General features: G+C 71.9%; 21 protein-coding genes and 2 tRNA genes. 12 read left to right on the top strand and 11 right to left on the bottom strand.

The genetic code is table 11. The annotated features are described in order from the left end of the window. Positions 1-53: 53 nt before the first annotated feature. Entirely contained in the window at positions 54-410 is a 357-nt protein-coding gene (locus AC07GB_RS10940) for a DUF4233 domain-containing protein (RefSeq protein ID WP_478843774.1), read from the bottom strand. Positions 411-415: 5 nt separating this feature from the next. After that, complete coding sequence (gene folC, locus AC07GB_RS10945) at positions 416-1,951, bottom strand: bifunctional tetrahydrofolate synthase/dihydrofolate synthase (protein ID WP_478843776.1); 1,536 nt, start codon at positions 1,949-1,951, stop codon at positions 416-418. A gap of 210 nt (positions 1,952-2,161) precedes the next feature. Between folC and AC07GB_RS10950 the strand changes: the two genes are divergently transcribed. Next, positions 2,162-3,169 (top strand): rod shape-determining protein, encoded by a 1,008-nt coding sequence (locus AC07GB_RS10950; protein WP_478843778.1) that lies wholly within the window; start codon positions 2,162-2,164, stop codon positions 3,167-3,169. 44 nt (positions 3,170-3,213) lie between these two features. On the opposite strand, the gene AC07GB_RS10955 is transcribed toward AC07GB_RS10950, so the two are convergent. Further along, entirely contained in the window at positions 3,214-4,392 is a 1,179-nt protein-coding gene (locus AC07GB_RS10955) for a sensor histidine kinase (RefSeq protein WP_478843780.1), read from the bottom strand. A 240-nt stretch (positions 4,393-4,632) separates the two neighbouring features. Here AC07GB_RS10955 and AC07GB_RS10960 point away from each other — a divergent pair, with 240 nt between their 5' ends. From AC07GB_RS10960 to AC07GB_RS10980, 5 genes are all read left to right on the top strand, one after another. Next, positions 4,633-5,262 carry a hypothetical protein gene (locus AC07GB_RS10960; RefSeq protein WP_478843782.1) on the top strand — a complete coding sequence of 210 codons (630 nt, stop codon included), beginning with the start codon at positions 4,633-4,635 and terminating at the stop codon, positions 5,260-5,262. Between the two features lie 9 nt (positions 5,263-5,271). Then, the gene (locus AC07GB_RS10965; RefSeq protein ID WP_478843784.1) at positions 5,272-6,429 is read left to right on the top strand and encodes a PAS domain-containing sensor histidine kinase; all 1,158 of its coding nucleotides are present in this window, start codon (positions 5,272-5,274) and stop codon (positions 6,427-6,429) included. Continuing rightward, the gene (locus tag AC07GB_RS10970; RefSeq protein WP_478843786.1) at positions 6,426-7,103 is read left to right on the top strand and encodes a response regulator transcription factor; all 678 of its coding nucleotides are present in this window, start codon (positions 6,426-6,428) and stop codon (positions 7,101-7,103) included. The genes AC07GB_RS10965 and AC07GB_RS10970 overlap by 4 nt, the downstream gene beginning before the upstream one ends. A gap of 195 nt (positions 7,104-7,298) precedes the next feature. Beyond that, positions 7,299-8,444: a non-hydrolyzing UDP-N-acetylglucosamine 2-epimerase gene (gene wecB / locus AC07GB_RS10975; protein ID WP_478843788.1), complete on the top strand. Its 1,146-nt coding sequence runs from the start codon at positions 7,299-7,301 to the stop codon at positions 8,442-8,444. A gap of 39 nt (positions 8,445-8,483) precedes the next feature. Beyond that, complete coding sequence (locus AC07GB_RS10980; protein ID WP_478843790.1) at positions 8,484-9,836, top strand: glycosyltransferase family 2 protein; 1,353 nt, start codon at positions 8,484-8,486, stop codon at positions 9,834-9,836. A gap of 79 nt (positions 9,837-9,915) precedes the next feature. Here AC07GB_RS10980 and AC07GB_RS10985 read toward each other — a convergent pair whose 3' ends face one another. Next, complete coding sequence (locus tag AC07GB_RS10985) at positions 9,916-12,540, bottom strand: valine--tRNA ligase (RefSeq protein ID WP_478843792.1); 2,625 nt, start codon at positions 12,538-12,540, stop codon at positions 9,916-9,918. Between the two features lie 164 nt (positions 12,541-12,704). On the opposite strand from AC07GB_RS10985, the gene AC07GB_RS10990 reads away from it, so the two are divergent. From AC07GB_RS10990 to AC07GB_RS11005, 4 genes are all read left to right on the top strand, one after another. Continuing rightward, positions 12,705-13,670: a hypothetical protein gene (locus tag AC07GB_RS10990; protein WP_478843794.1), complete on the top strand. Its 966-nt coding sequence runs from the start codon at positions 12,705-12,707 to the stop codon at positions 13,668-13,670. A 47-nt stretch (positions 13,671-13,717) separates the two neighbouring features. Continuing rightward, entirely contained in the window at positions 13,718-14,716 is a 999-nt protein-coding gene (locus tag AC07GB_RS10995; protein WP_478843796.1) for a hypothetical protein, read from the top strand. A gap of 241 nt (positions 14,717-14,957) precedes the next feature. Then, on the top strand, positions 14,958-15,131 hold the full coding sequence (locus AC07GB_RS11000) for a hypothetical protein (protein ID WP_478843798.1): 174 nt from the start codon (positions 14,958-14,960) through the stop codon (positions 15,129-15,131). A gap of 124 nt (positions 15,132-15,255) precedes the next feature. Next, entirely contained in the window at positions 15,256-16,131 is an 876-nt protein-coding gene (locus AC07GB_RS11005; RefSeq protein ID WP_478843800.1) for a hypothetical protein, read from the top strand. Positions 16,132-16,225: 94 nt separating this feature from the next. Here AC07GB_RS11005 and clpX read toward each other — a convergent pair whose 3' ends face one another. The 5 genes from clpX to AC07GB_RS11030 all read right to left on the bottom strand — a co-directional run bounded on the left by clpX (position 16,226) and on the right by AC07GB_RS11030 (position 21,059). Beyond that, positions 16,226-17,512 (bottom strand): ATP-dependent Clp protease ATP-binding subunit ClpX, encoded by a 1,287-nt coding sequence (gene clpX, locus AC07GB_RS11010; RefSeq protein ID WP_030673850.1) that lies wholly within the window; start codon positions 17,510-17,512, stop codon positions 16,226-16,228. Between the two features lie 217 nt (positions 17,513-17,729). After that, complete coding sequence (locus AC07GB_RS11015) at positions 17,730-18,401, bottom strand: ATP-dependent Clp protease proteolytic subunit (RefSeq protein WP_478843802.1); 672 nt, start codon at positions 18,399-18,401, stop codon at positions 17,730-17,732. Between the two features lie 104 nt (positions 18,402-18,505). Then, entirely contained in the window at positions 18,506-19,111 is a 606-nt protein-coding gene (locus AC07GB_RS11020) for an ATP-dependent Clp protease proteolytic subunit (protein WP_478843829.1), read from the bottom strand. Between the two features lie 258 nt (positions 19,112-19,369). Beyond that, on the bottom strand, positions 19,370-20,776 hold the full coding sequence (gene tig, locus AC07GB_RS11025; protein ID WP_478843804.1) for a trigger factor: 1,407 nt from the start codon (positions 20,774-20,776) through the stop codon (positions 19,370-19,372). A gap of 206 nt (positions 20,777-20,982) precedes the next feature. Beyond that, positions 20,983-21,059, bottom strand: a tRNA-Pro gene (locus AC07GB_RS11030). A gap of 159 nt (positions 21,060-21,218) precedes the next feature. Here AC07GB_RS11030 and AC07GB_RS11035 point away from each other — a divergent pair. Then, positions 21,219-21,292, top strand: a tRNA-Gly gene (locus AC07GB_RS11035). 75 nt (positions 21,293-21,367) lie between these two features. Here the strand turns inward: AC07GB_RS11035 and AC07GB_RS11040 are convergent. Both AC07GB_RS11040 and AC07GB_RS11045 read right to left on the bottom strand, forming a co-directional pair. Next, positions 21,368-23,527: a serine/threonine-protein kinase gene (locus AC07GB_RS11040; RefSeq protein ID WP_478843806.1), complete on the bottom strand. Its 2,160-nt coding sequence runs from the start codon at positions 23,525-23,527 to the stop codon at positions 21,368-21,370. Between the two features lie 43 nt (positions 23,528-23,570). After that, positions 23,571-23,765, bottom strand: a complete 195-nt coding sequence (locus AC07GB_RS11045) for a hypothetical protein (RefSeq protein ID WP_030673834.1) — start codon at positions 23,763-23,765, stop codon at positions 23,571-23,573. Between the two features lie 735 nt (positions 23,766-24,500). Between AC07GB_RS11045 and AC07GB_RS11050 the strand changes: the two genes are divergently transcribed. Then, the gene (locus AC07GB_RS11050; protein ID WP_478843808.1) at positions 24,501-25,739 is read left to right on the top strand and encodes an acyltransferase family protein; all 1,239 of its coding nucleotides are present in this window, start codon (positions 24,501-24,503) and stop codon (positions 25,737-25,739) included. Positions 25,740-25,873: the final 134 nt, after the last annotated feature.

A 25,873-nucleotide genomic window follows, 5' to 3' on the forward strand; every position in this document is an offset into this window, starting at 1 on the left:
GGGACGAGCCCGCAGCGCGACGCACGGCACAGGACCCGGGGGCGAAGGCCGGCTCAGCCCCCGGAGGCCTCCCCCCGCTCAGCCAGCGCAGCGAACCGCGCCTTCGCCTCGTCGATCTTCTGACCGAAGTGCACCGACGCCCACCACAGGGCGGCGAACATCGCACCCATGAAGAACATCATCGGCACCACGAAGCCGCTCGCGATCAGCGCGACCTGCAAGGCCCAGCCGAGCTGAACCCCGCCCGGCCGGGTGATCATCCCGCACAGCAGGACGCACAGGGCCATCGCGACGCCGCACACCGTCCAGACCGTGCTCGACTCCAGGTCCGGGTCCTTCATGGCGACCAGGCCGGCGAAGCCGATGACGAGGAACTCGCCGATCAGGGTCGAAGAACAGAGCGTACGCACAGCGGTCAGCCCCTCCCCAGGAGCAGTCGGGCCTCGCCCACGGTGATGACGGAGCCGGTGACGAGGACGCCGCCGCCCGCGAACTCGCCCTCTTCCTCGGCGAGGGTGACCGCCGCCTCCAGGGCGTCGTCCAGGCGCGGCTCGACCTGGACGCGGTCGTCGCCGAAGACCTCCACGGCGATGGCCGCGAGGTCGTCCGCGCCGAGCGCGCGGTCGCTGGAGTTCTGCGTGACGACGACCTCGGCGAAGATCGGCTCGAAGGCCTCCAGCATCCCGCGCGCGTTCTTCCCGTCGCTCACGGCGAGGACGCCGATCAGCCGGCTGAAGTCGAAGACCTCGCTGATGGACGCGGCGGCGGCGCGGGCCCCCGCCGGGTTGTGCGCGGCGTCCAGGACGACCGTGGGCGAGCGGCGGACGACCTCCAGGCGGCCCGGCGACGCCACCGAGGCGAAGGCCTTGCGGACCGTCTCCATGTCCAGGGGCTCCACGCGCTGCGCGCCGACGCCGAAGAACGCCTCGACAGCGGCGAGCGCCACCGACGCGTTGTGCGCCTGGTGCTCGCCGTGCAGGGGCAGGAACACCTCCTCGTACTCCCCGCCGAGGCCGCGCAGCGTGAGGAGCTGCCCGCCGACGGCGACCTGGCGGCCGACGAGGCCGAACTCCAGGCCCTCGCGCGCGACCGTCGCGTCCACCTCGACGGCCTTCTTCAGGAGCACCTGGGCCGCGTCCACCGGCTGCTGGGCCAGGATGACCGTCGCGTCCTGCTTGACGATGCCGGACTTCTCGGCGGCGATCTCGGCCGTGGTGGTGCCGAGCCGGTCGGTGTGGTCCAGGTCGATGGGGGTGACGACGGCGACCGTGCCGTCGATCACGTTCGTCGCGTCCCAGGTGCCGCCCATGCCGACCTCGACGACGGCGACGTCGACCGGGGCGTCGGCGAAGGCCGCGTACGCCATGCCCGTGAGCACCTCGAAGAAGGAGAGGCGGTGCTCCTCCTTGGCGTCGACGAGGTCCACGTACGGCTTGATGTCCTGATACGCCTCGATGAAGCGCTCGGGGGAGATGGGGGCGCCGTCCAGGCTGATGCGCTCGGTGATGGACTGGACGTGCGGGGAGGTGTACCTCCCGGTGCGCAGCTCGAAGGCACCGAGGAGGGCCTCGATCATGCGGGCCGTGGACGTCTTGCCGTTCGTCCCCGTGATGTGGATCGACGGGTACGCGCGCTGGGGCTCGCCGAGGACGTCCGTCAGGGCGGCGATGCGCCGCAGCGACGGGTCCAGCTTCGTCTCGGGCCAGCGGGCCGCCAGCTCCCTCTCGACCTCGCACAGTGCCCTGTCCACCTCGGGGTCGGCGGGGCGGGCCGGGACGTCGGCCTGCGGCGGGCCCGCCTGGGTGCGCAGGGTGCGGCTGCCCGCCTCGATCACGGCGAGGTCGGGGTCGCGATCGGTTTCGGCCGCGACGATGTCGTCGAACTGGTCGAAGGAGTCGGCCGGGCCGGTCTCGTCGTCGCGCGGGCTGTCGTTCGGAGGGAGGTCACTCACGTACGTCAGTCTACGGAGACCCACCGACAGCGGCCGGGCGGGCGGGACCCCGTCCGCCCCGGAGCCCGCCCGCCCTCGCCCGGCAGGCCCGCGGCGACTGCCCGCGCAGGCCGCGCGGGCCGCCCCCGCCACGGCTCGGGACTTTAGGCCTGTCCGTTTCGGGACCTTGGTCCCTCCGTCACCCGCATGGGCCCGGCAAACTTGGCGATCATGGACATAGGGATCGACCTCGGCACCGCCAACACGCTTCTGTACGTCCGCGGTCAGGGCATCGTGCTCAACGAACCGTCCGTGGTCGCCGTCAAGGAAGGCGCGCGCGGCGCGCTCGCCGTCGGGACGGAGGCCAAGGAGACCATCGGCCGCACCCCCGGCTCCATCACCGCCATCCGCCCCCTCAAGGACGGCGTGATCAGCGACTTCGAAGCGGCCGAGGAGATGATCCGGCACTTCGTGCGCAAGGCGGTCCCGGGACGCCGTCCGCGCACGCGCATGGTGGTGTGCGTCCCCAGCGGCGTCACGCCCGTCGAGCGGCGCGCCATCGTGCACGCCGCGCAGCGGGCCGGGGCCCGGGCCGTGCACCTCGTCGAGGAGCCGATGGCGGCAGCGATCGGCGCGGGGCTCCCCGTGGCGGAGCCGCGGGGCTCCATGGTCGTCGACATCGGCGGCGGCACCACCGAGGTCGCCGTGATCTCCCTGGGCGGCATCGTCACGGCCCAGTCCCTGCGTGTCGGCGGCGACCGCCTCGACACCGCGATCACCGACTACGTCCGCAAGGAGCACTCCCTCCTCATCGGCGAGCGCACCGCCGAGGACATCAAGGTCGGGATCGGCTCGGCGTGGCCGGTGCCCGGTGAGGACGCCTTCGAGGACCGCACGTTCACCGTGCGGGGCCGCGAGAAGGTGGGCGGTCTTCCCAAGACGGTGGAGCTGACCGTGCGGGAGGTGCGGACCGCGCTCGACGAGCCCGTCGAGGCGATCATCGCGGCGGTGCGGGCGACCCTGGAGGAGTGCCCGCCTGAGCTGTCCGGGGACGTCATGGAGCACGGCATCGTCCTGACCGGCGGCGGCGCGCTCCTGCCCGGGCTCGACCTGCGCCTCGCCTCCGCGACCGGCATCCCCGTCTTCGCGGCCGACGACCCCCTGGACAGCGTGGCGCTGGGCTGCGGCAAGTGCGTGGAGGACTTCGACGGGCTCGAACGCGTGATGTCGGCGGCGTAACCCCGGCCGGGCCCGGTCCGGCCCGGCTCAGGCCGGGGCCCGGCTCAGGCCGGCTCGTCGGCGGGGAGGTCGGCCTCGACCTCGTACGCGCCGCCGCGCGGGCCCGCGAAGAACGTGCCGCCGAGGGTCCACACGCGCTCCCCCATGCCCGCCGTGCCCGTCCCCGCGGACACCGGCGCCCCGGGCCCGTCGGGCTCCGCTGCGGACCCGGGGGGCATCGGGTTGCTGACGCGCACCCGCAGGCGGCCCTCGCGCACGGTGACGCGGACCTCCACGACCTCCCCCGGCGCGTACTTCGCCGCGTTCGTGAGGCACTCCTGCACCACCCGGTGCACGGCCGCCTGGCGCAGCGGCGAGAGGCGGTGCGCCACGGCGTCCACGTGCAGGTCCACGGGGCTGCCCGCGAGGGCGCTGCGCCGGGCCAGTTCGGGCAGGGCCTCCAGGCCGGGCGTGGGGCGGCCGTCGACGCCGCGCTGGACGATGATCTCGTTCAGCATGCGGTGCGCGGAGCGCGCGGTCTCGGACAGCTCCTCGAAGCCGTCGGCGTGCGGGCCGCCCGCCGCGCGCCGCGCGAGCACCTGGGAGCGGACGCTGAGCAGCGTCAGCTCGCGGCCGACGAAGTCGTGCACGTCCCGCGCGATGCGCGCCCGCTCCCGCTGCACCGCGTGCAGCGTCTCCGTCTCGGCCCGCTGGGCCTGGAGCGCCCGGACGAGGTCCTGCCGGTTGGCGGCGACGCCGACGCCCGCGGCGAGCGCGCCGATCGGCACGACGAGGCTGAGGAACTCGCTGAGCGTGTCGCCCCTGTGCACCGGCCAGCCCGGCAGATTGAACATCACGTACGCGAACGAGACATAGCCGATGACTCCCACGGCCCCAGCGAGGCGGCCGCGGTAGCGGGCCAGCGAGTACAGGGCGAACTGCGCGAGCGTCAGCTCGTGCAGCCAGCCGAGCAGCACCAGCGCCACCAGGAACGGCACCCACGGCGCGACCCGGCGGAGCAGCAGCGTCGCCGCACCCGCCGTGAGGACGAGCGCGGCCGTGACCCCGGTCAGCGAGTTGTCGGCCGCGGCCAGGCCCGGCACGTCGAGGGCCATCAGGGCGAGGCAGGCGAACGCCGTGAGCAGATCAAGCGCACGGGGTTCGCGAGTGCAACGCCGAGCGAGGCGACGGCCCGCGGCCACCGCCTGACTGAGCGCCGTGACAGCGGCGGGCCGGTCGTGCATAGCCCCTCCATCATCGCCGAGGCTTCTGCCCCGAACATCCGCCATTCGGCCCGCGGGCCCACTCGGCGACGTGACGTGCCGCACGACCGGGCCCGACACCGTCCCCGTGCGACACGTCCCGTACGACGGTCCGGGCACCCTGCGCGTACGACCGCCCCGGGCGCCCTCCGCGTACGACAACGGGTGTACTCACCGGCGCGGCTGCCCCGTCCCCGCGCGGACCGGCGGTCCAATCGGACCATGTGGTACGCCCAGAATCCGGGTCGCAGGACCCGCCAGCTCGCCGGAGACGCGGCCGTCCTGCTGTGGACCGCGCTGTGGACCGCCGCCGCCCTCGTCGCCTACCGCCTCGCCGTGCTGCTCAGCCGCCCCGGCCCCGACTCGGGCGTCGCCTCGTCGCGGTCCCCGGCCACGCGCCTGCCCGTCGTCGGCGACGACGTGGGCGCCGCGCTGCGCTCGGTGGTCGACTTCGTCCACGCCGTCGACGAAGCCGACCCGGTCGCGCTGCGCGCCGCCCTCGCCGTGGCCGCCGCCGGTCTGTTCCTGCTGCCCATCGGGCTCGTCCTCGCCGTCTGGCTGCCGCGCCGGTTGCGCTGGGTGCGGCAGGCCGCCGCCGCCCGTGAACTCGCGGCCTTCGCCAACGGGCGCGAGCTGCTCGCCCTGCGCGCGCTCCTGCGCCCCCTCGACGAGGTGGCCGCGACCGCCGCCGCGCTGCCCGACGCGACCCCCGGCAGCCTCGCCGAGGGCTGGCGCACCGCCGACCCGCGCACCCTGGACGCCCTCGCCGACGCCGAGCTGGAGCGGCTCGGCCTCGCCCCGGCCCCCGGCCTCGAACCCCTGGGCCCGCTCGCGCCCGAGCCCGCCGGTTAGGCCCCGCCCGTGACGACGGAGCCCCGGGGCCTGCACGCCCCGTTCTCCGCGGCCGTGCTGCGGGCCATCCCGCTGGGGGCGCTGCTCGTCGGGGACGACGGCCGGGTCGTGGCGGCCAACGCGCAGTTCACCGAGATCTGCCGGCTGCACGACGTCGACACCTCGGCGGGCGCGCCCGCCGACCCCATCGCCGACGCCGTGGCGCGGCTGCTCCCGGAGGGCGACGCCGCCGCCCTGCGCTCCCTGCGCGGCCAGTTCGTCCGCAAGGCCGAACTGCGCCTTCGCGACGGGCGCACGCTGCGCCGCAGCCGCCAGCCCATCGACGCGGGCGAGAAGCACCTGGGCGTCCTGTGGCTCGTCGAGGACGTCACCGAGCAGCGCCGGTACGAGGCCGACCTGCACCGGCACATCGACACACTCGGCGAACTGGCCCGCGACCGCGCCGAGTTCGCCGCCCGCACCTCGCACGAGCTGCGCACCCCGCTGGCCACCGTCCTCACCTTCTGCGAGCTGCTCACCGACCCCGCGGGCGGCGCCCTCGACGAGGCCCGGCGCGGGTACCTGGACACGATCCGGCGGGCCGCCACCCGCATGCAGGACATGGCCGACGGGCTCCTGCACCGGTACGCGGAGGCCGCGGGCGGCGCCCCACCGGTCTTCGCCCCCCTCGACCCGGGCCGCCTCCTCACCCGCCTGGTGCACGACATCACCCCGTGGGCCACCCGCGGCGGCGTCTTCGTGGCCCTCGACCTGCCCGGCGGCGAGCCGCCCCCGCTGACCGCCGACGCCGACCAGCTGGAACGGGCGCTGACCGCGCTGCTCGACAACGCCGTGAAGTTCACCCCCGCGGGAGGCACCGTCACCGTCACCGCCCGGCCGTGCCAAGGGCCCGGCGACGGCGACCCGCCGCCCGGCTGGCGCGTCACCGTCGCCGACAGCGGCATCGGCATCCCCAAGGAGTTCCAGGAGGAGGTCTTCACCGAGTTCGTCCGCGCCCCCAACGCCCGCCGGGGCCCCTACCCGGGCACCGGCCTCGGCCTGAGCGTCGTACGCGACGCCGTACGGCTGCACTCCGGCACCGTCACCGTCCACAGCGACGAGGGGCACGGCACCGGCGTGGAGGTGTGGCTGCCGCTCGCCGGGCCCCCCGGGACCGGCCCGGCATGACCCGCCTGCTGCTCGTCGAGGACGACCCCGACCTGGGGCTCGCCCTGCGGGTCCTCTTCACCCGCGCCGGGTACGACGTCGTCACCGCGGACGACGGGCAGACCGCGCTCAAGCTGCTCTTCGCCCGGCGGCCCGCGCTCATGGTGCTCGACCTGGTCCTGCCGGGCCTGGACGGCTGGGAGGTCCTCGACCGCACCCGCGACCTCACCGACCTGCCCGTCCTCATCCTGTCCGGCCGCACCAGCCCCGCCGAGCGCGTCCGCGGCCTGCGCTCCGGCGCCGACGACTACCTCTGCAAGCCCTTCGACCACGTGGAGCTGCTCGCGCGCGTCGAGGCGCTGCTCCGGCGCTCCAACCCCGAGCAGTGGAAGGGCGACTACGTCGAGGCGGGCCTGCGGCTCGTGCCCGAGCGGCGCTCCGCGGTCTGGCAGGGCCACGAGACCCGCCTGAGCGCGATCGAGTACCGCCTCCTCGAAGTCCTCGTACGCAACCGGGGCCGGGTCGTCACCACCGAACAGCTCCTCGACGTCGTCTGGGACGACCCCGGCGGCAGCGGCCGTGAGCGCGTGAAGTTCGCGGTGCTCCGCCTGCGCCGCAAGCTCGCGGTCGGTGAGGGGGACGACCCCTTGGAGTCGGTGCGGGGGCTCGGCTACCGCTACCGGGGGGAGGGCTGAGGCCCACCACCCTCGCGGGACGCGCCACGAGGGCCCTAAGTCCCGGCCCGGCGGGACCAGTGGGCCGGGGCCTTGGGCCCGAACAAGCGCGGCCGCGGGCTCCGCAACCGTTGGGCAACCGAAGGCGAGCCGCCCCCGCAACCCACGCCCCACAAGCTCCTGCGTACCGCCCCGATCCACCCGCCAGGAGTCCCGTTGCACGCCCCCGCCCTCCCGCAGCGCTCAGTCGCCATCGTCATCGGCACCCGCCCCGAGCTGGTGAAGATCGCCCACCTGGTCCGCATCCTCGGCCCGGCGACCCACCTGGTGCACACCGGCCAGCACTACGACGCCGCGCTCTCCGGCCGCTTCCTCACCGAGCTGGGCCTGCCCGAGCCCACCCTCCTGGAGGGCATCGGCGGCAAGCCCCGCGCCGTGCAGATCTCCGCGGCCCTGGCCCAGCTCGACGCCCTGTTCGCCGATGAGCCGCCGCTGGCCGTGGTGGTGCAGGGCGACACCAACGCCGCCCTCGCCGGAGCGCTCGCCGCGAACGCCCGCTCCCTTCCGCTCGTGCACGTCGAGGCGGGCCTGCGCAGCCACGACCGGGCGATGCCCGAGGAGCACAACCGCGTCGTCATCGACCAGCTCGCGGACGTGCTCTGCGCGGCCACGGAGGACAACCGCGACCTGCTGCGCGCCGAGTCGGTCCCGGCCGGGCGGATCACCGTCACCGGCAACACCGTCGTCGAGGCCGTCCAGGAGCACCTGCCCGCCGCCGTCGAGCGCGCCGCGCTGCTCGCCGCGCACGGCGTGAGCGCCGACCGCTACGTCCTCGCCACCGCGCACCGCCCGGAGAACACCGACGACCCCGCCGCGCTCGCCGCCATCCTGCGCGAGCTGGCCTCGCTGGCCGACGAGCTGCCGGTCCTGTTCGCCGTCCACCCGCGCACCCGCGCCCGGATCGAGGCGGCCGGGCTCACGCACCTCCTGGAGCAGCTCACCGAGCTGGCGCCCCTCGGCTACGGCGAGTTCCTCGCCCTCGCCCGGCACGCCGCCGTCATCGTGTCCGACTCGGGCGGCATCCAGGAGGAGACCACCGTCCTCGGCCGGCCCCTCGTGGTCGTACGCCGGTCCACGGAGCGCCCCGAGGCCATGGACGCCGGGTTCGCCGAGCTGGTCCCGCCGGGCCGGGAGATCGGCCGTGCGGTGCGCGGCCGCCTCGCACAGGGCCAGGCCGGGCTGCGGCACCTCGCCGGACTGCCCTCCCCGTTCGGCGACGGCCTCGCCTCGCAGCGGATCGCCGTCCTGCTCGGCGCGCTCGCCGCGGGCCACGCCGGGCGCGAGTTCTCCGCCGCCGCCTGACCCCGCTCCTCCCCCGCCCCCCCACCGCACGAGGACCCCATGCCCAGCCCCCACGTCCTGCTCTACGCCCTGCCGTTCTTCCTGCTCGCCTGCTTCCTGCTGTACTGGGCCGGCGCCCGCCACGCCTACGTGCGCCGACCCGAGGTGCCCGAAGGCGACTGCGCCCCCTTCACCTGGCACTTCTTCGTGCCGTGCCGCGACGAGGAGACCGTCATCGGCCACACCGTCACGCAGCTGCGGGCCGACTTCCCCGCCTCGCACGTGTGGGTCGTCGACGACGACAGCGACGACGCCACCGCGGCCGTCGTCACCGCGCTCGCGGCGGACGACGCCCAGGTGCACCTGGTGTCGCGGCGCCGCCCCGACGCCCGCATCGGCAAGGGCGCGGCCCTCAACTCCGCGTACGCGGCCCTCAACGCCTTCCTGCCCGATGACACCGACCGCTCCCAGGTCGTCGTGTGCGTCGTGGACGCCGACGGGCGGCTCGCCCCCGACGCGCTCGCCCGGGTCAGCGGCCCGGCCGGGTTCGGCGACCCCGAGGTGGGCGGCGTACAGGTCAGCGTGCGGATGCGGAACGTCGACGAGGAGCGGCCCCCGCTGCCCGAGCGCGGGCGGCTCGCCAACGCCGTGGCGCGGCTCCTGGTGCGCATGCAGGACATGGAGTTCGCCGTGTCCAACGCCGGCATGCAGCTGCTCCGCGGCCGCACCGGCTCCGTGGGCCTCGGCGGCAACGGCCAGTTCACCCGGCTCACCGCCCTCGACCACATCGCCGCGGCCGAGCGCCGCCCCTGGCAGCGCGACGCGCTCCTGGAGGACTACGAGCTGGGCCTGCACATGATCCTGGGCGGCTACCGGATCGCGCACATCGCCGACACCTACGTCTCCCAGGAGGGCCTGCCGCGCCTGCGCCGCTTCCTCACCCAGCGCACCCGCTGGGCGCAGGGCAACCTCCAGTGCGTGCGGTACGCGCCGCGCATCGTCGCCTCCCGGCACTACTCGGGCCGCGGCGTCCTGGAGACCCTGTACACGTTCATGCAGCCCCTCGCGCACGTCGCGACGCTCGTCCTCAGCCTGCTGCTGCTCGGCAGCGTCGTCGTGGGCGGCTCGATGCGTGACGCGTTCCTCGGCGCCTGGCCGCTGATCCTGGCCCTGTGCGCCCTGTCGGTGCTGCCGTTCGTGGCCTGGGGCCCGCTCTACCGCCGTGACTACGCGCCCGAGCGCTCCCGTCTCACCGGTCTGCTGTGGGGTCTCGCGCTGTGGGTGTACGCGTACCACGTGTTCGTCGTGGCGGCGCGCGGCTTCCTGCGGCTGCTGCGCGGCCGCAACGGCTGGGCGAAGACGCGGCGCAACGCGGAGGCCGTCGGGACGGGGCCGGTGGCGACGGAGGCCTGACCGGCCCTGGGGGCAAGCGGAAGGCGCCCGGAACTCCTATGAGTTCCGGGCGCCTTCGTGTGCCTGCGGGCGAACCGCCTTACGCCGCCGGGAGGTTGTCCAGCTGCGCCTGGAGCCGCGCGATGTCCTCGTCGGCCTTGGCGAGGCGGCCGCGGATCTTGTCGACCACCTGGTCAGGGGCCTTGGCCAGGAACGCCTCGTTGCCGAGCTTGGCGGTGGCCTGGGCCTTCTCCTTCTCTGCGGCCGCCAAGTCCTTGGCGAGCCGCTTGCGCTCCGCCGCCACGTCGATCGTGCCGGACAGGTCGAGGGCGACCGTGGCGCCCGCGACCGGCAGGGTCGCCGTCGCCGCGAAGCTCTCGCCCTCCGGCTGGAGGCGCAGGAGCTGGCGGACGGCGGCCTCGTGCGCGGCGAACGGCGTGCCGTCGAGCGTGAGGCGGGCCGGCACCTTCTGGCCGGGCTGGAGGCCCTGGTCGGCGCGGAACCTGCGGACCTCGGTGACCAGGTCCTGGACGGAGGCGATCTCCCGCTCGGCGCCCGCGTCCCGGAAGCCACTGTCCTTCGGCCACGCGGCGATGACCACGGACTCGCCGCCGGTCAGCGTGGTCCACAGGGTCTCCGTCACGAACGGCACGACCGGGTGCAGCAGACGCAGCGTGACGTCGAGGACCTCGCCGAGGACGCGCTTGCTGACCTCGGCGGCCGGGCCGCCCGCCATGAACGTGGTCTTGGACAGCTCCACGTACCAGTCGAAGACCTCGTCCCAGGCGAAGTGGAACAGGGCGTCGGAGAGCTTCGCGAACTGGTAGTCCTCGTAGTACGCGTCGACCTCGGCGACCACGGTGTTCAGGCGCGAGAGGATCCAGCGGTCGGTCGCCGACATCTCGGCGGCGTCCGGGAGCGGGCCCTCGACCGTGGCGCCGTTCATCAGCGCGAAGCGGGTGGCGTTCCAGATCTTGTTGGCGAAGTTGCGCGAGCCCTGGACCCAGTCCTCGCCGATCGGCACGTCGACGCCGGGGTTGGCGCCGCGCGCGAGGGTGAAGCGCAGGGCGTCGGAGCCGTACTTGTCCATCCAGTCGAGCGGGTTGACCGCGTTCCCGAAGGACTTCGACATCTTCTTGCCGAACTGGTCGCGGACCATGCCGTGCAGGGCGATGGTGTGGAACGGCGGGGTGCCGTCCATCGCGTACAGGCCGAACATCATCATCCGGGCGACCCAGAAGAAGAGGATGTCGTAGCCGGTGACCAGGACGGAGTTCGGGTAGAACTTCGCGAGGCTCTCGGTGTTCTCGGGCCAGCCGAGCGTGGAGAAGGGCCACAGGCCGGAGGAGAACCAGGTGTCCAGGACGTCCGTGTCCTGGTGCCAGCCCTCGCCCGACGGCGGCTGCTCGTCCGGTCCGACGCAGACGATCTCGCCGTTCGGGCCGTACCAGACCGGGATGCGGTGGCCCCACCAGAGCTGGCGCGAGATGCACCAGTCGTGGAGGTTGTCGACCCAGTCGAAGTAGCGCTTCTCCATCTCCTGCGGGTGGATCTTGACCTTGCCGTCGCGGACCGCGTCACCGGCGGCCTTGGCGAGCGGGCCGACCCTGACCCACCACTGCATGGACAGGCGCGGCTCGATGGTGGTCTTGCAGCGCGAGCAGTGGCCGACCGAGTGCGTGTACGGGCGCTTCTCGGCGACGACGCGGCCCTCGGCGCGCAGCGCGCCGACGATGGCGGAGCGGGCCTCCAGGCGGTCCAGGCCCTGGAAGGGGCCGGGGACCGTGATGACCGCGTGCTCGTCCATGACCGTGATGTTCGGCAGGTCGTGGCGCTGGCCGATCTCGAAGTCGTTCGGGTCGTGGGCCGGGGTCACCTTGACGGCGCCCGTGCCGAACTCCGGGTCGACGTGCGTGTCGGCGACGACGGGGATGGAGCGGTCGGTCAGCGGCAGCTTGATCTGCTTGCCGACCAGGTGCTTGTACCGCTCGTCGTCGGGGTGCACGGCGACGGCGGTGTCGCCCAGCATGGTCTCGGCGCGGGTGGTGGCGACGACGATCGTCTCGTCACCCTCCCCGTACGTCATGGAGACCAGCTCGCCGTCGTCGTCCTGGTACTCCACCTCGATGTCGGAGATGGCGGTCAGACAGCGGGGACACCAGTTGATGATGCGCTCGGCGCGGTAGATCAGCTCGTCGTCGTAGAGCCGCTTGAAGATCGTCTGGACGGCCTGGGAAAGGCCCTCGTCCATCGTGAAGCGCTCGCGGGACCAGGCCACGCCGTCGCCGAGGCGGCGCATCTGGCCGGAGATCTGGCCGCCGGACTCGCCCTTCCACTGCCAGACGCGCTCGACGAAGGCCTCGCGGCCGAGGTCGTGACGGGACTTGCCCTCCTTGGCCAGCTCGCGCTCCACCACGTTCTGCGTGGCGATGCCGGCGTGGTCCATGCCGGGCTGCCACAGCACCTCGTAGCCCTGCATGCGCTTGCGGCGGGTGAGGGCGTCGATGAGGGTGTGCTCGAAGGCGTGGCCCAGGTGCAGGCTGCCGGTGACGTTCGGCGGCGGGATGACGACGGTGAAGGGCTCCTTGTCGCTCGCCGCGTCCGCGTCGAAGTAACCGCGCTCCACCCAGCGCTCGTACAGCGTCCCCTCTACCTCGGCCGGCGCGTACTGCGTCGGAAGCTCGGGAGTGGTCGCTGGAGGCTGCTGCTGAGCGTTCTCGGTCACGGGCCCAGTTTAGGGGTGTCACAGTGTGGTCCCGAAACTGGATTCTTCAGTAACGGTTGACTCCCCGGGCACCACGGTGCTCCCGGCGTCGGTCAGGATGTCGGGAACACATAAACGTGCGGGAGAACGTAGGCGCACACGCGCGTTCGAGGGGGAGCTTCGACATGAGCTACAACCAGCCGGGCCCGTACGGCCAGCAGCCGCAGCAGCCGGGCCCTTACGGCGGCGGGCAGCCCCAGCAGCCCGGCCCCTACGGCGGCCAGCCCCCGCAGGCCCCCTACGGGCAGCCGCCGCAGGCGCCGCCGGGCTACGGCTACCCCCAGCAGCCCCCGCAGGGCGTGCCACCGCAGCAGGCCCCCTACGGGCAGGCCCCGTACGGGCAGCCGCAGCCTCCCTACGGGCAGGCCCCCTACGGGCAGGTGCCGCCGCCCCCGCCGCCGAGCGGTGGCGGGAAGAAGACGGGCCTGGTCATCGGCGCGGTCGCGGTCGTCGCGGCGATCGGTGTCGGCGCGTACTTCGTGCTCGGGGGCGACGACGGCGGCTCCGGCTCGGTCACGGACGACGGGCCGCACAAGCTGGTGTCCCCGGCCTCGGTCGGCGATTACCAGAAGGACGTCTCGTCGGGCTCGTCCGACGGCCCGCTGGGCAGCGCGGACAAGGAGGACGCCGCCGAGATCGGCATCGAGAACGCCGTGCAGGAGAAGGCGAACTACAAGTCCGGCTCCGGGCTCAAGACGAAGGGCCTGAATGTCGTCGGCATGTCGGGTGAGATCAGTGACCCGGAGAAGACCATCGACAAGGCGTTCGAGAAGATACACGAGGAGACGGAGAAGGACAGCGGCGACAGCGGCAGCGGTGGTGACAAGGCAGAGGTCACCTGGCTGGGCAGCCCGGAGTCGGTCTCGCCCGGCGACCTGGACAACGCGCTGATGAAGTGCCAGCGGGTCCGGATCTCCGAGGACGGCAAGAACCTGGAGATTCCGTTCTGCGCCTGGTCCGACCGGAGCACCGCCGGCATCGTGACCGCCACCGACACCGCCGCCTTCGTCTCCGGTGGCGCGGGCATGGCGACGGACGACGTCGCCGACCTCGCCGCCAAGTACCGCGACGCGGCCCGCGTGAAGAAGTGACGCGCGCGCACGCGCGCAGCAGCAGTTAACGGAGGGAACCCCCAGTAATGAGCTTCAACCAGCCGGGCCCGTACGGCCAGCAGCCGCAGCAGCCCGGCCCGTACGGGCAGCAGCCGCAGCAACCCGGCCCGTACGGCCAGCCGCCCCAGACCCCGCCGCCCGGCTACGGCTACCCGCCCCAGGCCCCGCAGCAGCCGGGCTACGGCTACCCCCAGCAGGCTCCCCAGGGCGTCCCGCCCCAGCAGGCCCCCTACGGGCAGGCCCCTTACGGGCAGCCGCCCCACGCCCCGTACGGCCAGGTCCCGCCCCCGCCGAGCGGAGGCGGCGGGGGCAAGAAGACGGGCGCGATCATCGGGGCGGTGGCCGTGGTCGCGGCGATCGGCGTCGGCGCGTACTTCGTCCTGGGCGGCAAGGACAGCGACTCCGGCGCGGTCAAGGACGACGGCCCGCACAAGCTGACGGCTCCGGCGACCGTGCTCGGCGACTACACGAAGAAGGAGTCCAAGGAGGACTCCATGACGCCCAAGAGCCGCGCGAAGGCCGAGAGCAACGGCGTGAAGAACGCCAAGGACCTGACCGCGCAGTACCAGTCGGGCAGCCAGGACAACCCGCTGTCGCGGAAGCTGCTCCAGCTCAACGGCCTCTACGGCGAGATCGACGACCCGGAGAAGGTCGTCGACTACATGTTCACCAAGGCGCAGGACGGCTTCTCCGAGCAGTCGGACTCGTCCTCCGACTCCGGACCGTCCGGCCGGAAACTCACTCCGATCGGCGAGCCCAAGTCGTACAACCCCTCCGAACTCGACGGCGCGCTCATGAAGTGCCAGGAGATGAAGGTCGACCTCGGCTCCGGTGCGTCCTCATCGGCGGGAACCCAGGGCCCGAAGGAGATGAAGATTCCGGTGTGCATCTGGGGCGACAAGAGCACGATCGGCGTCGTCATCACCACGGATGTGGCGGGCGCGCTCGGGGGCAAGAGCCCCGACCTGGAGGAGAGCGCGAGCACCGCGGCCAAGTTCCGCAAGGAAGTCCGCGTCAAGCTCTAGAGCAACTGCCCGCTTGGGAGGGCCGGACCAATCCGCAGGACACCTCCCAAGCGGGCCCGGCGAGGGCTACACGCCACGCCTCGCCAGGATGCATGCCTCCGTGCCGTGCCCGCTCTTGACGCCGGCCACAGTGAGTACGAGCGCACACTGGCCATGGTGAACCGGATTGTTCGAAGCCCCGGTTTTACATGCCGACCTCACCTTGACTCCGACCTTGTAGCCCTGCCTGTCGAGGTACGACATGCAGTCCCAGGCTTTCGCCGACGCGGGCGCGGCAGCAGCCAAGGGCACGATGCTCGCGGCAGCCGCCACACTGGCGGCCACCAGCGCGTACTTGATCTTCGAAGTTCTCATGCGTCTTCTCTCCTGTGTAACTCAAGGCACCCGACTGGTCACGGAGGACAAGATCATGTAGCACGCGTGTTCGTCCACTCACCACCGTCTGATCCCGCACGTCCCACAGGACCCAGCACCATGACGCACCACTCCCACAGGCCCGTCATGCCCCTCCGCCCGGCCTCCTGAAAGGCAAACCCCACATGACCCAGCACCAGCCGGGCCCCTACGGCCAGCAACCCCCGCAGGCCCCTTACGGGCAGCCGCCTCAGCCGCCGCAGGCCCCGCCGCCCGGCTACGGGCAGCCGCAGGCCCCCTACGGGCAAGCGCCTTACGGGCCGCCCCAGGCGTCGTACTGGCAGGTGCCGCCGCCTCCGCCGCCTGTGGGGGGTGGTCGCAAGAAGGCCGGGATCGTTCTCGGGGCCGTCGCCGTCGTCGCGGCGGTCGGGGTCGGCGCGTACTTCGTGCTCGGCGGCAGCGACAGCGGCTCCGTGGCCGTCAAGGACGACGGGCCGCACAAGCTGGTCACGCCCGAGACCGTGCTCGGCGCGTACAAGAAGGGCAGCGGCACCATGTCGGGCGGCTTCGACGACCTCGACGACGCCGAGGAGCACGGGGTGAAGAACCCCACCTCCGTGCACGCCGGCTACGAGGTGCGCGACGGGACGAACCCGCTGGGCGGCAAGCTGATCCAGTTCGGCGGGGCCTACGGGGAGATCAAGGACCCCGAGAAGACCGTCGACGCCCTGTTCGCCGGCGCCAAGGCGGAGGCGAAGGAGGACAGCGCGGACGGCGGCGACTCCGGCGAAATGGTCGGCGCGCCCCGGGACTTCAGCTCCGACGGCTTCGTGCTCAAGTGCCAGGAGGCCCACGTCAAGAAGGGCTCCGGGGCGGGCGGCGGCGCGGGCCCCGGGCCCAAGGAGGCGCGGATGGCCGTGTGCATCTGGGGCGACCACAGCACGGTCGGCCTCACCATGCCGATGGAGATCGCGGACATCGTGGCGGGCAAGGACCCGTCCCTCGACGACGCCGCGGAGACCGCGAGGAAGCTCCGCTCCGAGGTCCGTGTGAAGCGGTGAGCCGCCCGGCGGGCCGCGTCTGAACGGCTCATGCGACAGGGGCGCCTGGCGAGGTCGACTCGCCGGGCGCCCCTGGTGGTTCAGCGGGGCGGCGCTAGGCCGACTTCTGCTCACCCGCGCCCGGACCCCGCACCTCGCGCGGCACCAGCGTCGGGTTCACGTTGGAGTGGACGACGTCCGCGGTGATGACGACGCGGGCGACGTCCTTGCGGGACGGCACCTCGTACATCACCGACTGGAGGACCTCCTCCATGATGGCGCGCAGGCCGCGCGCGCCGGTCTGGCGCAGGATCGCCTGGTCCGCGATGGCCTCCAGGGCCTCGCGCTCGAAGTCCAGCTCCACACCGTCGAGTTCGAAGAGTCGCTGGTACTGCTTCACCAGCGCGTTACGCGGCTCGACGAGGATCTGGAGCAGGGCCTCGCGGTCGAGGTTGTGGACCGAGGTGATGACGGGCAGGCGGCCGATGAACTCGGGGATCATCCCGAACTTCACCAGGTCCTCCGGCATGATGTCCTCGAACTGGTCCTTCTCCTCCAGCTCCCGCTTGGAGCGGATCGTGGCGCCGAAGCCGATGCCCTTCGCGCCGGCCCGCGCCTCGATGATCTTCTCCAGGCCCGCGAAGGCACCGCCCACGATGAACAGCACGTTCGTCGTGTCGATCTGGATGAACTCCTGGTGCGGGTGCTTGCGGCCGCCCTGCGGCGGGACCGAGGCCGTCGTGCCCTCAAGGATCTTGAGCAGGGCCTGCTGGACGCCTTCACCCGAAACGTCACGCGTGATCGACGGGTTCTCGCTCTTCCGGGCGACCTTGTCGATCTCGTCGATGTAGATGATGCCCGTCTCGGCCTTCTTGACGTCGTAGTCGGCGGCCTGGATGAGCTTGAGGAGGATGTTCTCCACGTCCTCGCCCACGTACCCCGCCTCGGTGAGCGCGGTGGCGTCCGCGATGGCGAAGGGGACGTTCAGCATGCGGGCCAGGGTCTGGGCGAGCAGCGTCTTGCCGGAGCCGGTGGGGCCGAGCAGGAGGATGTTGGACTTCGCCAGCTCGATGGCGTCCTCGCGGCCCTGCGCGCCGCCGTTCTCCCCGGCCTGGACGCGCTTGTAGTGGTTGTAGACGGCGACGGAGAGGGCCTTCTTGGCGGGCTCCTGGCCGACTACGTACCCCTCGAGGAACTCGTAGATCTCGCGGGGCTTGGGCAGCTCTTCCCAGCGGACCTCGCTCGTCTCGGCGAGTTCTTCCTCGATGATCTCGTTGCAGAGGTCGATGCACTCATCGCAGATGTACACGCCCGGGCCTGCGATGAGCTTCTTGACCTGCTTCTGACTCTTTCCGCAGAACGAGCACTTGAGCAGATCGCCGCCGTCACCGATGCGTGCCACGGTGTGCTTCCCCTTCGCCTGGGAGACGCCGTTGGTCCAGCGGCTCCTGGTGCCTTGTATCCGACGGTACCTTGCCTGGCCCCCCGTTCGGGCCCCCCTTGGCGCGGTTCGCTGTGACACGGAACCGCGAAGAACTACGAAATGTCGCAGATCCCCACGGACCGACGCGACCGCGCCAAGGAGCGGGCAGTTGGTGCTGCGGTTCCCCGGATGTCGCTCAGGCGACCGCGGAGTTGTTCATCTTGCGGGTGGAGATGATCTGGTCGATCAGGCCGTACGCCAGCGCGTCCTCGGCGGTGAGGATCTTGTCGCGCTCGATGTCCTCGCGGATCTTCTCGATCGGCGTGGTGGAGTGCTTGGCCAGCATCTCCTCGAGCTGGGTGCGCATGCGCAGGATTTCGTTGGCCGCGATCTCCAGGTCGGAGAGCTGCTCGCGGCCGGTGCCGCCGGAGGGCTGGTGGATCAGCACGCGCGCGTTCGGCAGGGCCATGCGCTTGCCGGGGGTGCCCGCGGCGAGCAGCACGGCGGCCGCGGAGGACGCCTGGCCCATGCAGACCGTCTGGATGTCCGGCTTCACGAACTGCATCGTGTCGTAGATGGCCGTCAGGGCGGTGAAGGAGCCGCCCGGGCTGTTGATGTAGACCGAGATGTCACGGTCGGGGTCCATCGACTCCAGGCACAGGAGCTGCGCCATGACGTCGTTGGCCGAGGCGTCGTCGATCTGGACGCCGAGGAAGATCACGCGCTCTTCGAAGAGCTTCGCGTACGGGTCGTACTCACGCACGCCCTGCGAGGTGCGCTCGACGAAGCGCGGGATCACGTAGCGGTTGTCCACCTGGGGGCCGGTGTGCAGGCCCGAGGGCTGGCCGCTGGCGGGGAAGCTGTTCATCTGAGGTGTTCCGTCCTGGTGGTGAGCGTGGGCTGGGTCGGCTGGGGCGGTGCCCGTGCGGGCGCCCCGGGCGGGGGCCTTCACAGGCCCCCTGGGACGCCTTCTCAGGCCCCCGTGCCGCCGCCGCCCGGAACACCGGAAGCGGCGCTGATGATCTCGTCGATGAGGCCGTAGTCCTTGGCCTCCTGGGTGGTGAACCAGCGGTCGCGGTCACCGTCACGGATGATCGCCTCGACCGTCTGGCCGGAGTGGCGGGCGGTGATCTCGGCCATCCGCTGCTTGGTGCGCAGCAGGTACTCGGCCTGGATCTTGACGTCCGACGCCGTGCCGCCGATGCCCGCGGAGCCCTGGTGCATCAGGATGTCCGTGTGCGGCAGGGCGAAGCGCTTGCCCGCGGTGCCGCCGGTCAGCAGGAACTGGCCCATGGAGGCGGCCATGCCCATGCCGATGGTCACCACGTCGTTCGGGATGTACTGCATGGTGTCGTAGATCGCCATGCCGGCGGTCACCGAGCCGCCGGGGCTGTTGATGTAGAGGTAGATGTCCTTCGAGGGGTCGGCCGCGAGGAGGAGCATCTGCGCCGTGATCTTGTTCGCGATGTCGTCGTCGACCTGCTGGCCGAGGAAGACGATGCGCTCGCCGAGCAGCCGGTTGTAGACATGGTCGCCGAGGCCACCACCGATGGACGGCTCACCGGCTGCGTAGGGCATCAGATTCGTCACGTATCCACCTGCTCGTCTCTGACGGCACCGGCCGTCTCAGCATCTTCGTTCTGAGGGCAACGACTCCACTGCCCCCCTATTCATGGACCCTAACGCGCGGCCCCCTTCGGGGAATCCCGCAAGGGCAACTGTTCGCTGTGAGCGCAGGTAGCACGCCCTGCGCACAGCGGCCCACAGCGGCCCGTAGGGGCGTGAAGGGCCCCCGGGACGGGTGTCCCGGGGGCCCTTCACTCACTGCTGGGGGGATCAGGCCTCGGCCTTCTCCTCACCGGCCTTGTCCTCGGCGGCGGCCTCGGCCTGCTCGCCTTCGGCAGCCTCGGCAGCCTCGGCAGCCTCGTCTTCGTCATCGTCGAGGTCCACGACCTCGCCGTTCGTGTCCTTGACCGTCGCGGCCTCGACGACGACCGCGAGCGCCTTGCCGCGGGCGACCTCGCCGACCAGCATCGGGACCTGGCCGCCCTCGACGACGGCCTGGGCGAACTGGTCGGGGCTCATGCCGGAGGACTGGGCGCGACGCATGAGGTGCTCGGTCAGCTCCTCCTGGTTCACGTTCAGCTTCTCCTTGTTGACCAGCTCGTCGAGGATGAACTGGGTCTTGATGCCCTTGACCGCCTGCTCGCGGGTCTCGGCGTCGAACTCCTCCTCGGTCTTGCCCTGGATCTCCAGGTACTTCCCGAGGTCGAGGCCCATCTGGCCGAGCTGGTGGTGCTCCAGGTTGTGCTTGCGGGTGCGGATCTCGTCCTCGAGGAGCTTCTCGGGGACCGGCACCTCGACCAGCTCGAGGAGCTTGTCCAGGACACGCTCCTGGGCCTGGGTGGCCTGGTCGAACTGGCGGGCCGTCTCCAGGCGCTTGCGGCTGTCGGCCTTCAGCTCGTCCAGGGTGTCGAACTCCGACGCCAGCTGCGCGAAGTCGTCGTCCAGTTCCGGCAGTTCACGCTTGGCGACCTGGGAGACCTTGACGGTGACCTCGGCCTCCTTGCCCGCGGCGGAGCCGCCCTTCAGCTCGGAGGTGAAGGTGGCCTCGCCGTCGGCCTCCAGGCCCTTCACGGCGTCGTCGATGCCTTCGAGCAGCTCGCCGGAGCCGATGGTGTACGAGACACCCTTGGCCACGCCGTCCTCGAGGACCTCGCCCTCGACCTTGGCCTCCAGGTCGACCGTCACGACGTCGCCGTCCTCGGCGGCGCGCTCGACCGGCGAGGTGGACGCGAAGCGGCCCCGCAGGTCCTCGACGGCCTTGTCGACGTCCTCGTCGCTGACCTCGACCGCGTCGACCTCGACCTCGATGCCGGAGTAGTCCGGGATCTCGATGGTCGGGCGGACGTCGACCTCGGCGGTGAAGCTGAGGGTCTCGTTGTCCTTCAGCTCGGTGATGTCGACCTCGGGCTGGCCGAGGACGTTCAGCTCGGCCTCGTTGACCGCCTCCGTGTAGAACTTCGGGAGGGCGTCGTTGACGGCCTCCTCCAGCACAGCACCGCGGCCGAACCGCTGGTCGATGACTCGGGCCGGGATCTTGCCCTTACGGAAGCCCTTCACCGTGACCTGCTGGTTGATCTTCTTGTACGCCGCGTCGAGGCTGTCCTTGAGCTCCTCGAAGGGCACCTCGACAGTGAGCCGAACCCGGGTCGGGTTCAGGGTCTCCACGGCGCTCTTCACGGTTCGGTCTCCTTGTGGGCTGACTGCTTGGGTTTCTGCCCGGTCGAGAGACACACGGGCACACAGCTTGCATAGTAACGGCACGCGGGAGCCGACCCACAATGCGATCTTGAAAGACGGGCCGAAGACCGGCCTCGGAGGGGCCGGAGGGCACGCGTCCGGATCTTCGGTCCCGGGAACCGGCCACTGAGCTGGAGAAATCCTGCTGGTCGGGGTGGCGGGATTTGAACCCACGGCCTTCCGCTCCCAAAGCGGACGCGCTACCAAGCTGCGCCACACCCCGTCGGTGCGACACGTAGGGTACATGCCCGCAGGCCGTGCGGCGCCCGCTTATCGGGGGCGGGAAGAGCGCGGGGGTGGGGGTGTGCGGGCGACCGCCGTGACCCGCTACGATGCATGCCGTGCCGCGCTCGCCGATCGTGCGAGCGGCTGCACCAGCCGTGCGGGCGTAGCTCAATGGTAGAGCCCTAGTCTTCCAAACTAGCTACGCGGGTTCGATTCCCGTCGCCCGCTCCATGGCCTCCGGCCCGGCGCGCAGGTTCCGTCCTGCGCCCCGGGCCGGAGGCTTTTTCGTATCCCCGCGCGCAGGGGTCATGGGTTGCGTATGTCGATGCTGTAGACGGAGCGGATGCCGTACGTGACGTAGAGGGCGTCGCCGACGAGGGTCAGGGGGGCGGTGGGCCGGTCCGGGGTGGACGCCGCGTCGGTGCCGCGTGCGGGGCGCGACCAGTCCACCGCGCCCGTGCGCCGGTCCAGCGCGCCGAGGCGGCCACTGGGGGACACCAGGAAGACGTGGTGCCGCCCGGCGAGGGGCGGGCCCGGGTTCTCCACCTCGGAGTCGCTGCTCCAGAGCTGACGGCCCGAGCGGGGGTCGACTGCGCTGACGCGGCCGTTCCAGAGCGTGTAGTAGACGGTGCCGTCGCTGAGGGTGGGGACCGCGTTCTCGGGCTGGCGGCGGGAGAGGCGCACGGAGCGCACGGTGTGTGGGGCGGACGTGAGGTCGACCGTGACCAGGCGGGTGTGGACCGCCTCCAGCCCGCTCCGGGCGACGACCAGGTCCCCACCCCCTTCCCCCGCGCCGCTCTGCGCGAAGACCAGGCGCCCGTCCGCCTCCCCCAGGAACAGCAGCGGGCCCGGGAGCCGTGCCGTCCACGCCGGCTCGCCCGTGGCGGGGTCCAGGCGCGAGACGCGGGTCTCCTTCTCGGACAGGCAGGTCAGATAGCCGTGACCCTCGGCCGCGTGAACACCGCAGCTCTCGGAGGGCAGGGCCCGGCGCCAGCGGGGCTTTCCCCGGGTGCGGTCGGCGAGGAGCGCGTACTGGTCCGCCTTGGGGCCGTGGCGGACGAGGAGGCCGTCCTCCACGACCGCGACGTCACCCAGCTCGGGTTCGGTGTTGGGCGGCATCGGGTCCCCCTTGCCCCTCAGGGGGACGTCTCTCCACAGCACGGCACCGGTCCGGCTGTCGAGGGCCTGGACCTCGTAGACGGCTTCGATGGAGTCGCCCTCTTTGCTCTGGGCTGATTTGTCCCGGTAGACGTACACACGCTCACCATCGCGTGACGCCCCGAAGACGGTGCCCTCGCCGGGAAGGGAGGACCCGCCCGCGGCGGACGCGCCGCCCCAGGTCAACTTGCCGGTGGCGAGGGAGAACCGCACCGCCTTCGCGTCGCCGCCCGCGCACACCAGCCCTCCGCGGGCGGCGACGCAGCGGCTGAACGGTTCGTCGCTCCCGCCCGGGGTGCGCGTGTCCTGCGCCTGCCACGCCCGCCAGCCCGGCGGCAGGGCCCGGACCGCGGCGTCGTCGGGACCGAGCCGCTGGACCAGGCCCAGTGTCAGCGCGGTGAGGAGCGCCGCGCCGACCGCCCCGGTGGCCAGCAGCCTGCGGCGGCGCGGGCGCGGCGCGGGCTCGCCCTCGGCGGGTGCCGTCGGGCGGGGCGGCACGGGGTCGCCCCGCAGCAGGGCCAGGAGTTCGTCCGGGGTCGGGCGCTCCTTGGGGTGCTTCGCCAGGCACAGGGTGACCAGGGCGCGCACGTCGGGCGGTACGGCGTCGAGTCTGGCCTCGCCCTCGACCACGCGGGTCGCTGTCTCGTACGGGGAGATGTCGTCGAAGGGGCCCCGGCCCGTGGCCGCGTGGACGAGGACCGAGCCGAGGGAGAAGACGTCGGAGGCGGGGCCCACGTCGCGGGGCGAGGTGAGTTGCTCGGGGGACATGTAGGGCGGGGTGCCCATGACGCGGCCGGTCTGGGTGAGCGGGTCGCCGGCGAGCGCTTCGGCGGCGCGGGAGACGCCGAAGTCGATGACGCGGGGGCCGTCGTCGGCCAGCATCACGTTGGCCGGTTTCAGGTCGCGGTGGACGACGCCGACCCGGTGGAGGTCCCGCAGCGCCTCGGCGAGGCCCGCCGCGAGTTCCAGGAGGCGCTCCGCGGGCAGCGGGCCGTGGCGGCGGACGTGCTCGCCCAGGTTCTCGCCCGGGATGTAGAGCGTGGCCATCCACGGGCTCGGCGCGTCCGCGTCGGCGTCCACGACGGGGGCCGTGAAGGCGCCGCTGACCTGCCGCGCGGCCTCGACCTCGCGGCGGAATCGGGTGCGGAATTCCGGATCGTCGGCGTACTGGGCGTGCACGACCTTGACCGCGAGGCGCCGCCCGGACGCGGAGCGCGCGAGATAGACGACCCCCATCCCGCCCGAGCCGAGGCGGTCCTCGACCGGATAGCCGCCGACCTCCTTGGGATCCGTTTCCCGCAGCGCCACCGCTCCTAGACCCCCCAGCGTCGCCGTGGCCGGCCGTCAGCCGTCAGAACTGTATGTCGCCGATGGTCTCCGCCAAGGAGTTGAGAAGCTCCTGGATGTCGTCTGCCATTCCCGTCGAGGCGAGGGTGAAGCCGAATGTCGCCGCGACGATGGCGGGCCATACCTTGATGTTCCCCTGACGAATCATCAAGACGAGGACGATCGCCAACAGCAGCACCACTGACAGCGAAATGGCCACACTCATCACACCCTAGGTCGGTCGCTCTCCCGCCCGGGGGGTACGGCCCCGCACACCCCCGCCAGGAACCATCGTGCCACCAACAGGGCCGCCCTATGCGGCCGGTGACACATCGTCGGCCATGCGTTGACCAGTGACGCACCCGTCCCGCCGGTGCCGCGGGCAGCCGCGGGACGCGTGCCGCACGGGCCCCGCCCGCATCCGTACGGCAATTCGACGGGTCCACCGGAGGGCGAATTCGACGTGATCGTTTCCATGGCCAGCCATCACCCGGCGGCCGTGCGCGGCGAAGTCCACACCGATAGTTCACCAGGAATTCGAATGGTGGCCGAGAGCACATCGCCCGGGTTCCCATAACCCATCACGGACCGATCAACCGGACATTTCACCAGAGTCGCCCGCAGGCGTTATGCACGATTTAAGCGGTACGAGTGGTGACGTATCGGACAGTGATCAGTGAGTTTTCGGTCTTTCCCCGCGGGTACCCGCAGGGCAATTGCCGGAACCTGACTAACCCACAGGCCGTCCGCCGCCCGCGGAACGGGCCGACGTACCGGTCCAGTTGTCGGCATCGTCACGAGCGTATTGGCAGGGCATTGAGCGGATGAAAGAGACGAGGGTTTTACGGAATCAGCGGGGCACCGCTAGGGTGCGCCAGATGTTCCACGCTGCCATGACCCCCGTAGGCGCAGTGCGGTCCCGGATCGTCTCACCGAGCTCTTGGTGGGAGGGCCTGTGACGAACTCCGTGCAGCCGCACGGCCGGCACCGGGCACCACTGCCCCCCGTACAGGAGGCGGCCGCCACGGCACCCGGCCGGTCCGCCCCCCGCTCCCCCGGACACGCCTCCCCCCAGCCCGCCTCCCCCCAGTACGCGCACCGCCCCGCCGCTCCCGCCCCGCGCTCCGGCACCGGCCCCGCCGGGCGCCCCGCCACCCAACGGGACGCGTTCTTCGACAACGCCAAGTACCTGGCGATCGTCCTCGTCGCGATGGCCCACGCGTGGGAGCCGCTGACGGATCACAGCCGCACCGCCGAGGCGCTGTACATGACCGTGTACACGTTTCACATGCCGGCCTTCATCCTGATCTCCGGCTACTTCTCCCGCAGTTTCGACATGCGGCCCGACCGGCTCAGACGCCTGGTGACCGGCGTCGCCGTGCCGTACGTGATCTTCGAGGTCGCCTACACCTTCTTCAAGCGGTGGGCGGACGACGACCCGACGCAGCCGATCAGCCTGCTGGACCCCTGGTATCTGACCTGGTTCCTGATCGCCCTGTTCGTGTGGCGTCTGACGGTGCCGCTGTGGAAGATCGTGCGCTGGCCGGTGCCGCTCGCGCTCGGCGTGGCCGTCCTCGCCGTGATCTCCCCCGACATCGGTGACGACCTCGACCTCCAACGGGTCCTGCAATTCATGCCGTTCTTCGTCCTCGGCCTGTTCCTGAGGCCCGAGCACTTCCAGCTTGTGCGGCGGCGTGAGGTCCGGATCCTGTCGGTGCCCGTCTTCGCCTGCGCGGTCGCGCTCGCGTACTGGGCGGCGCCGCGGATGACGTCGGTGTGGTTCTACCGGCGCGAGAGCGCCCAGGAGCTGGGCGTTCCGTGGTGGGTCGGCGTCGTGATGACGCTGGCGCTCTTCGGCTGTTCCGTGCTGCTCACCGCGTGCTTCTTCGCGTGGGTGCCGCGGCGGAAGATGTGGTTCACCGTCCTGGGCGCGGGGACCTTGTACGGATACCTGCTGCACGGGTTCCTCGCGAAGGGCTCCCGGTTCTGGGGCTGGTTCGAGGACTACGCGTGGCTGCACCGGCCGCTGGGCGAGGTGTTCGTCTCGGTGGTGGCCGCCGCGGTGGTCACGGCGCTGTGCACGCCGCTGGTGCAGCGGGTGTTCCGCTTCGCGATGGAGCCTCGGATGGAGTGGGCGTTCCGCCGGGACGCCACCGAGGTCGCCCGCGAGCGAGCGGGATCGTCCCCCCGGTAGGCCCCCTGTGGCACAGCCCCGGGGGGGGGGGGGGGGGGGGGGGGGGGGGGTGTCTGACCTTTCCCCCCCGCCGGGGGGGGGGAGGGAGGAGGTCTCCGTGGTGCGGTTGGTGGGAGGGGTGGGGGCAGGGAAGC

This window comes from Streptomyces sp. NPDC045778 (genome assembly GCF_056431945.1).

Coding starts and splice junctions, on each gene's coding strand:
- AC07GB_RS11005 (WP_478843800.1), top strand. CDS start 15,256: ATGACCCAGCACCAGCCGGGCCCCTACGGCCAGCAACCCCCGCAGGCC.
- AC07GB_RS11015 (WP_478843802.1), bottom strand. CDS start 18,401: ATGAACAGCTTCCCCGCCAGCGGCCAGCCCTCGGGCCTGCACACCGGC.
- AC07GB_RS10960 (WP_478843782.1), top strand. CDS start 4,633: ATGTGGTACGCCCAGAATCCGGGTCGCAGGACCCGCCAGCTCGCCGGA.
- AC07GB_RS10980 (WP_478843790.1), top strand. CDS start 8,484: ATGCCCAGCCCCCACGTCCTGCTCTACGCCCTGCCGTTCTTCCTGCTC.
- AC07GB_RS10970 (WP_478843786.1), top strand. CDS start 6,426: ATGACCCGCCTGCTGCTCGTCGAGGACGACCCCGACCTGGGGCTCGCC.
- AC07GB_RS10950 (WP_478843778.1), top strand. CDS start 2,162: ATGGACATAGGGATCGACCTCGGCACCGCCAACACGCTTCTGTACGTC.
- AC07GB_RS11000 (WP_478843798.1), top strand. CDS start 14,958: ATGCAGTCCCAGGCTTTCGCCGACGCGGGCGCGGCAGCAGCCAAGGGC.
- AC07GB_RS10990 (WP_478843794.1), top strand. CDS start 12,705: ATGAGCTACAACCAGCCGGGCCCGTACGGCCAGCAGCCGCAGCAGCCG.
- AC07GB_RS10995 (WP_478843796.1), top strand. CDS start 13,718: ATGAGCTTCAACCAGCCGGGCCCGTACGGCCAGCAGCCGCAGCAGCCC.
- AC07GB_RS11020 (WP_478843829.1), bottom strand. CDS start 19,111: ATGCCCTACGCAGCCGGTGAGCCGTCCATCGGTGGTGGCCTCGGCGAC.
- AC07GB_RS10955 (WP_478843780.1), bottom strand. CDS start 4,392: ATGCACGACCGGCCCGCCGCTGTCACGGCGCTCAGTCAGGCGGTGGCC.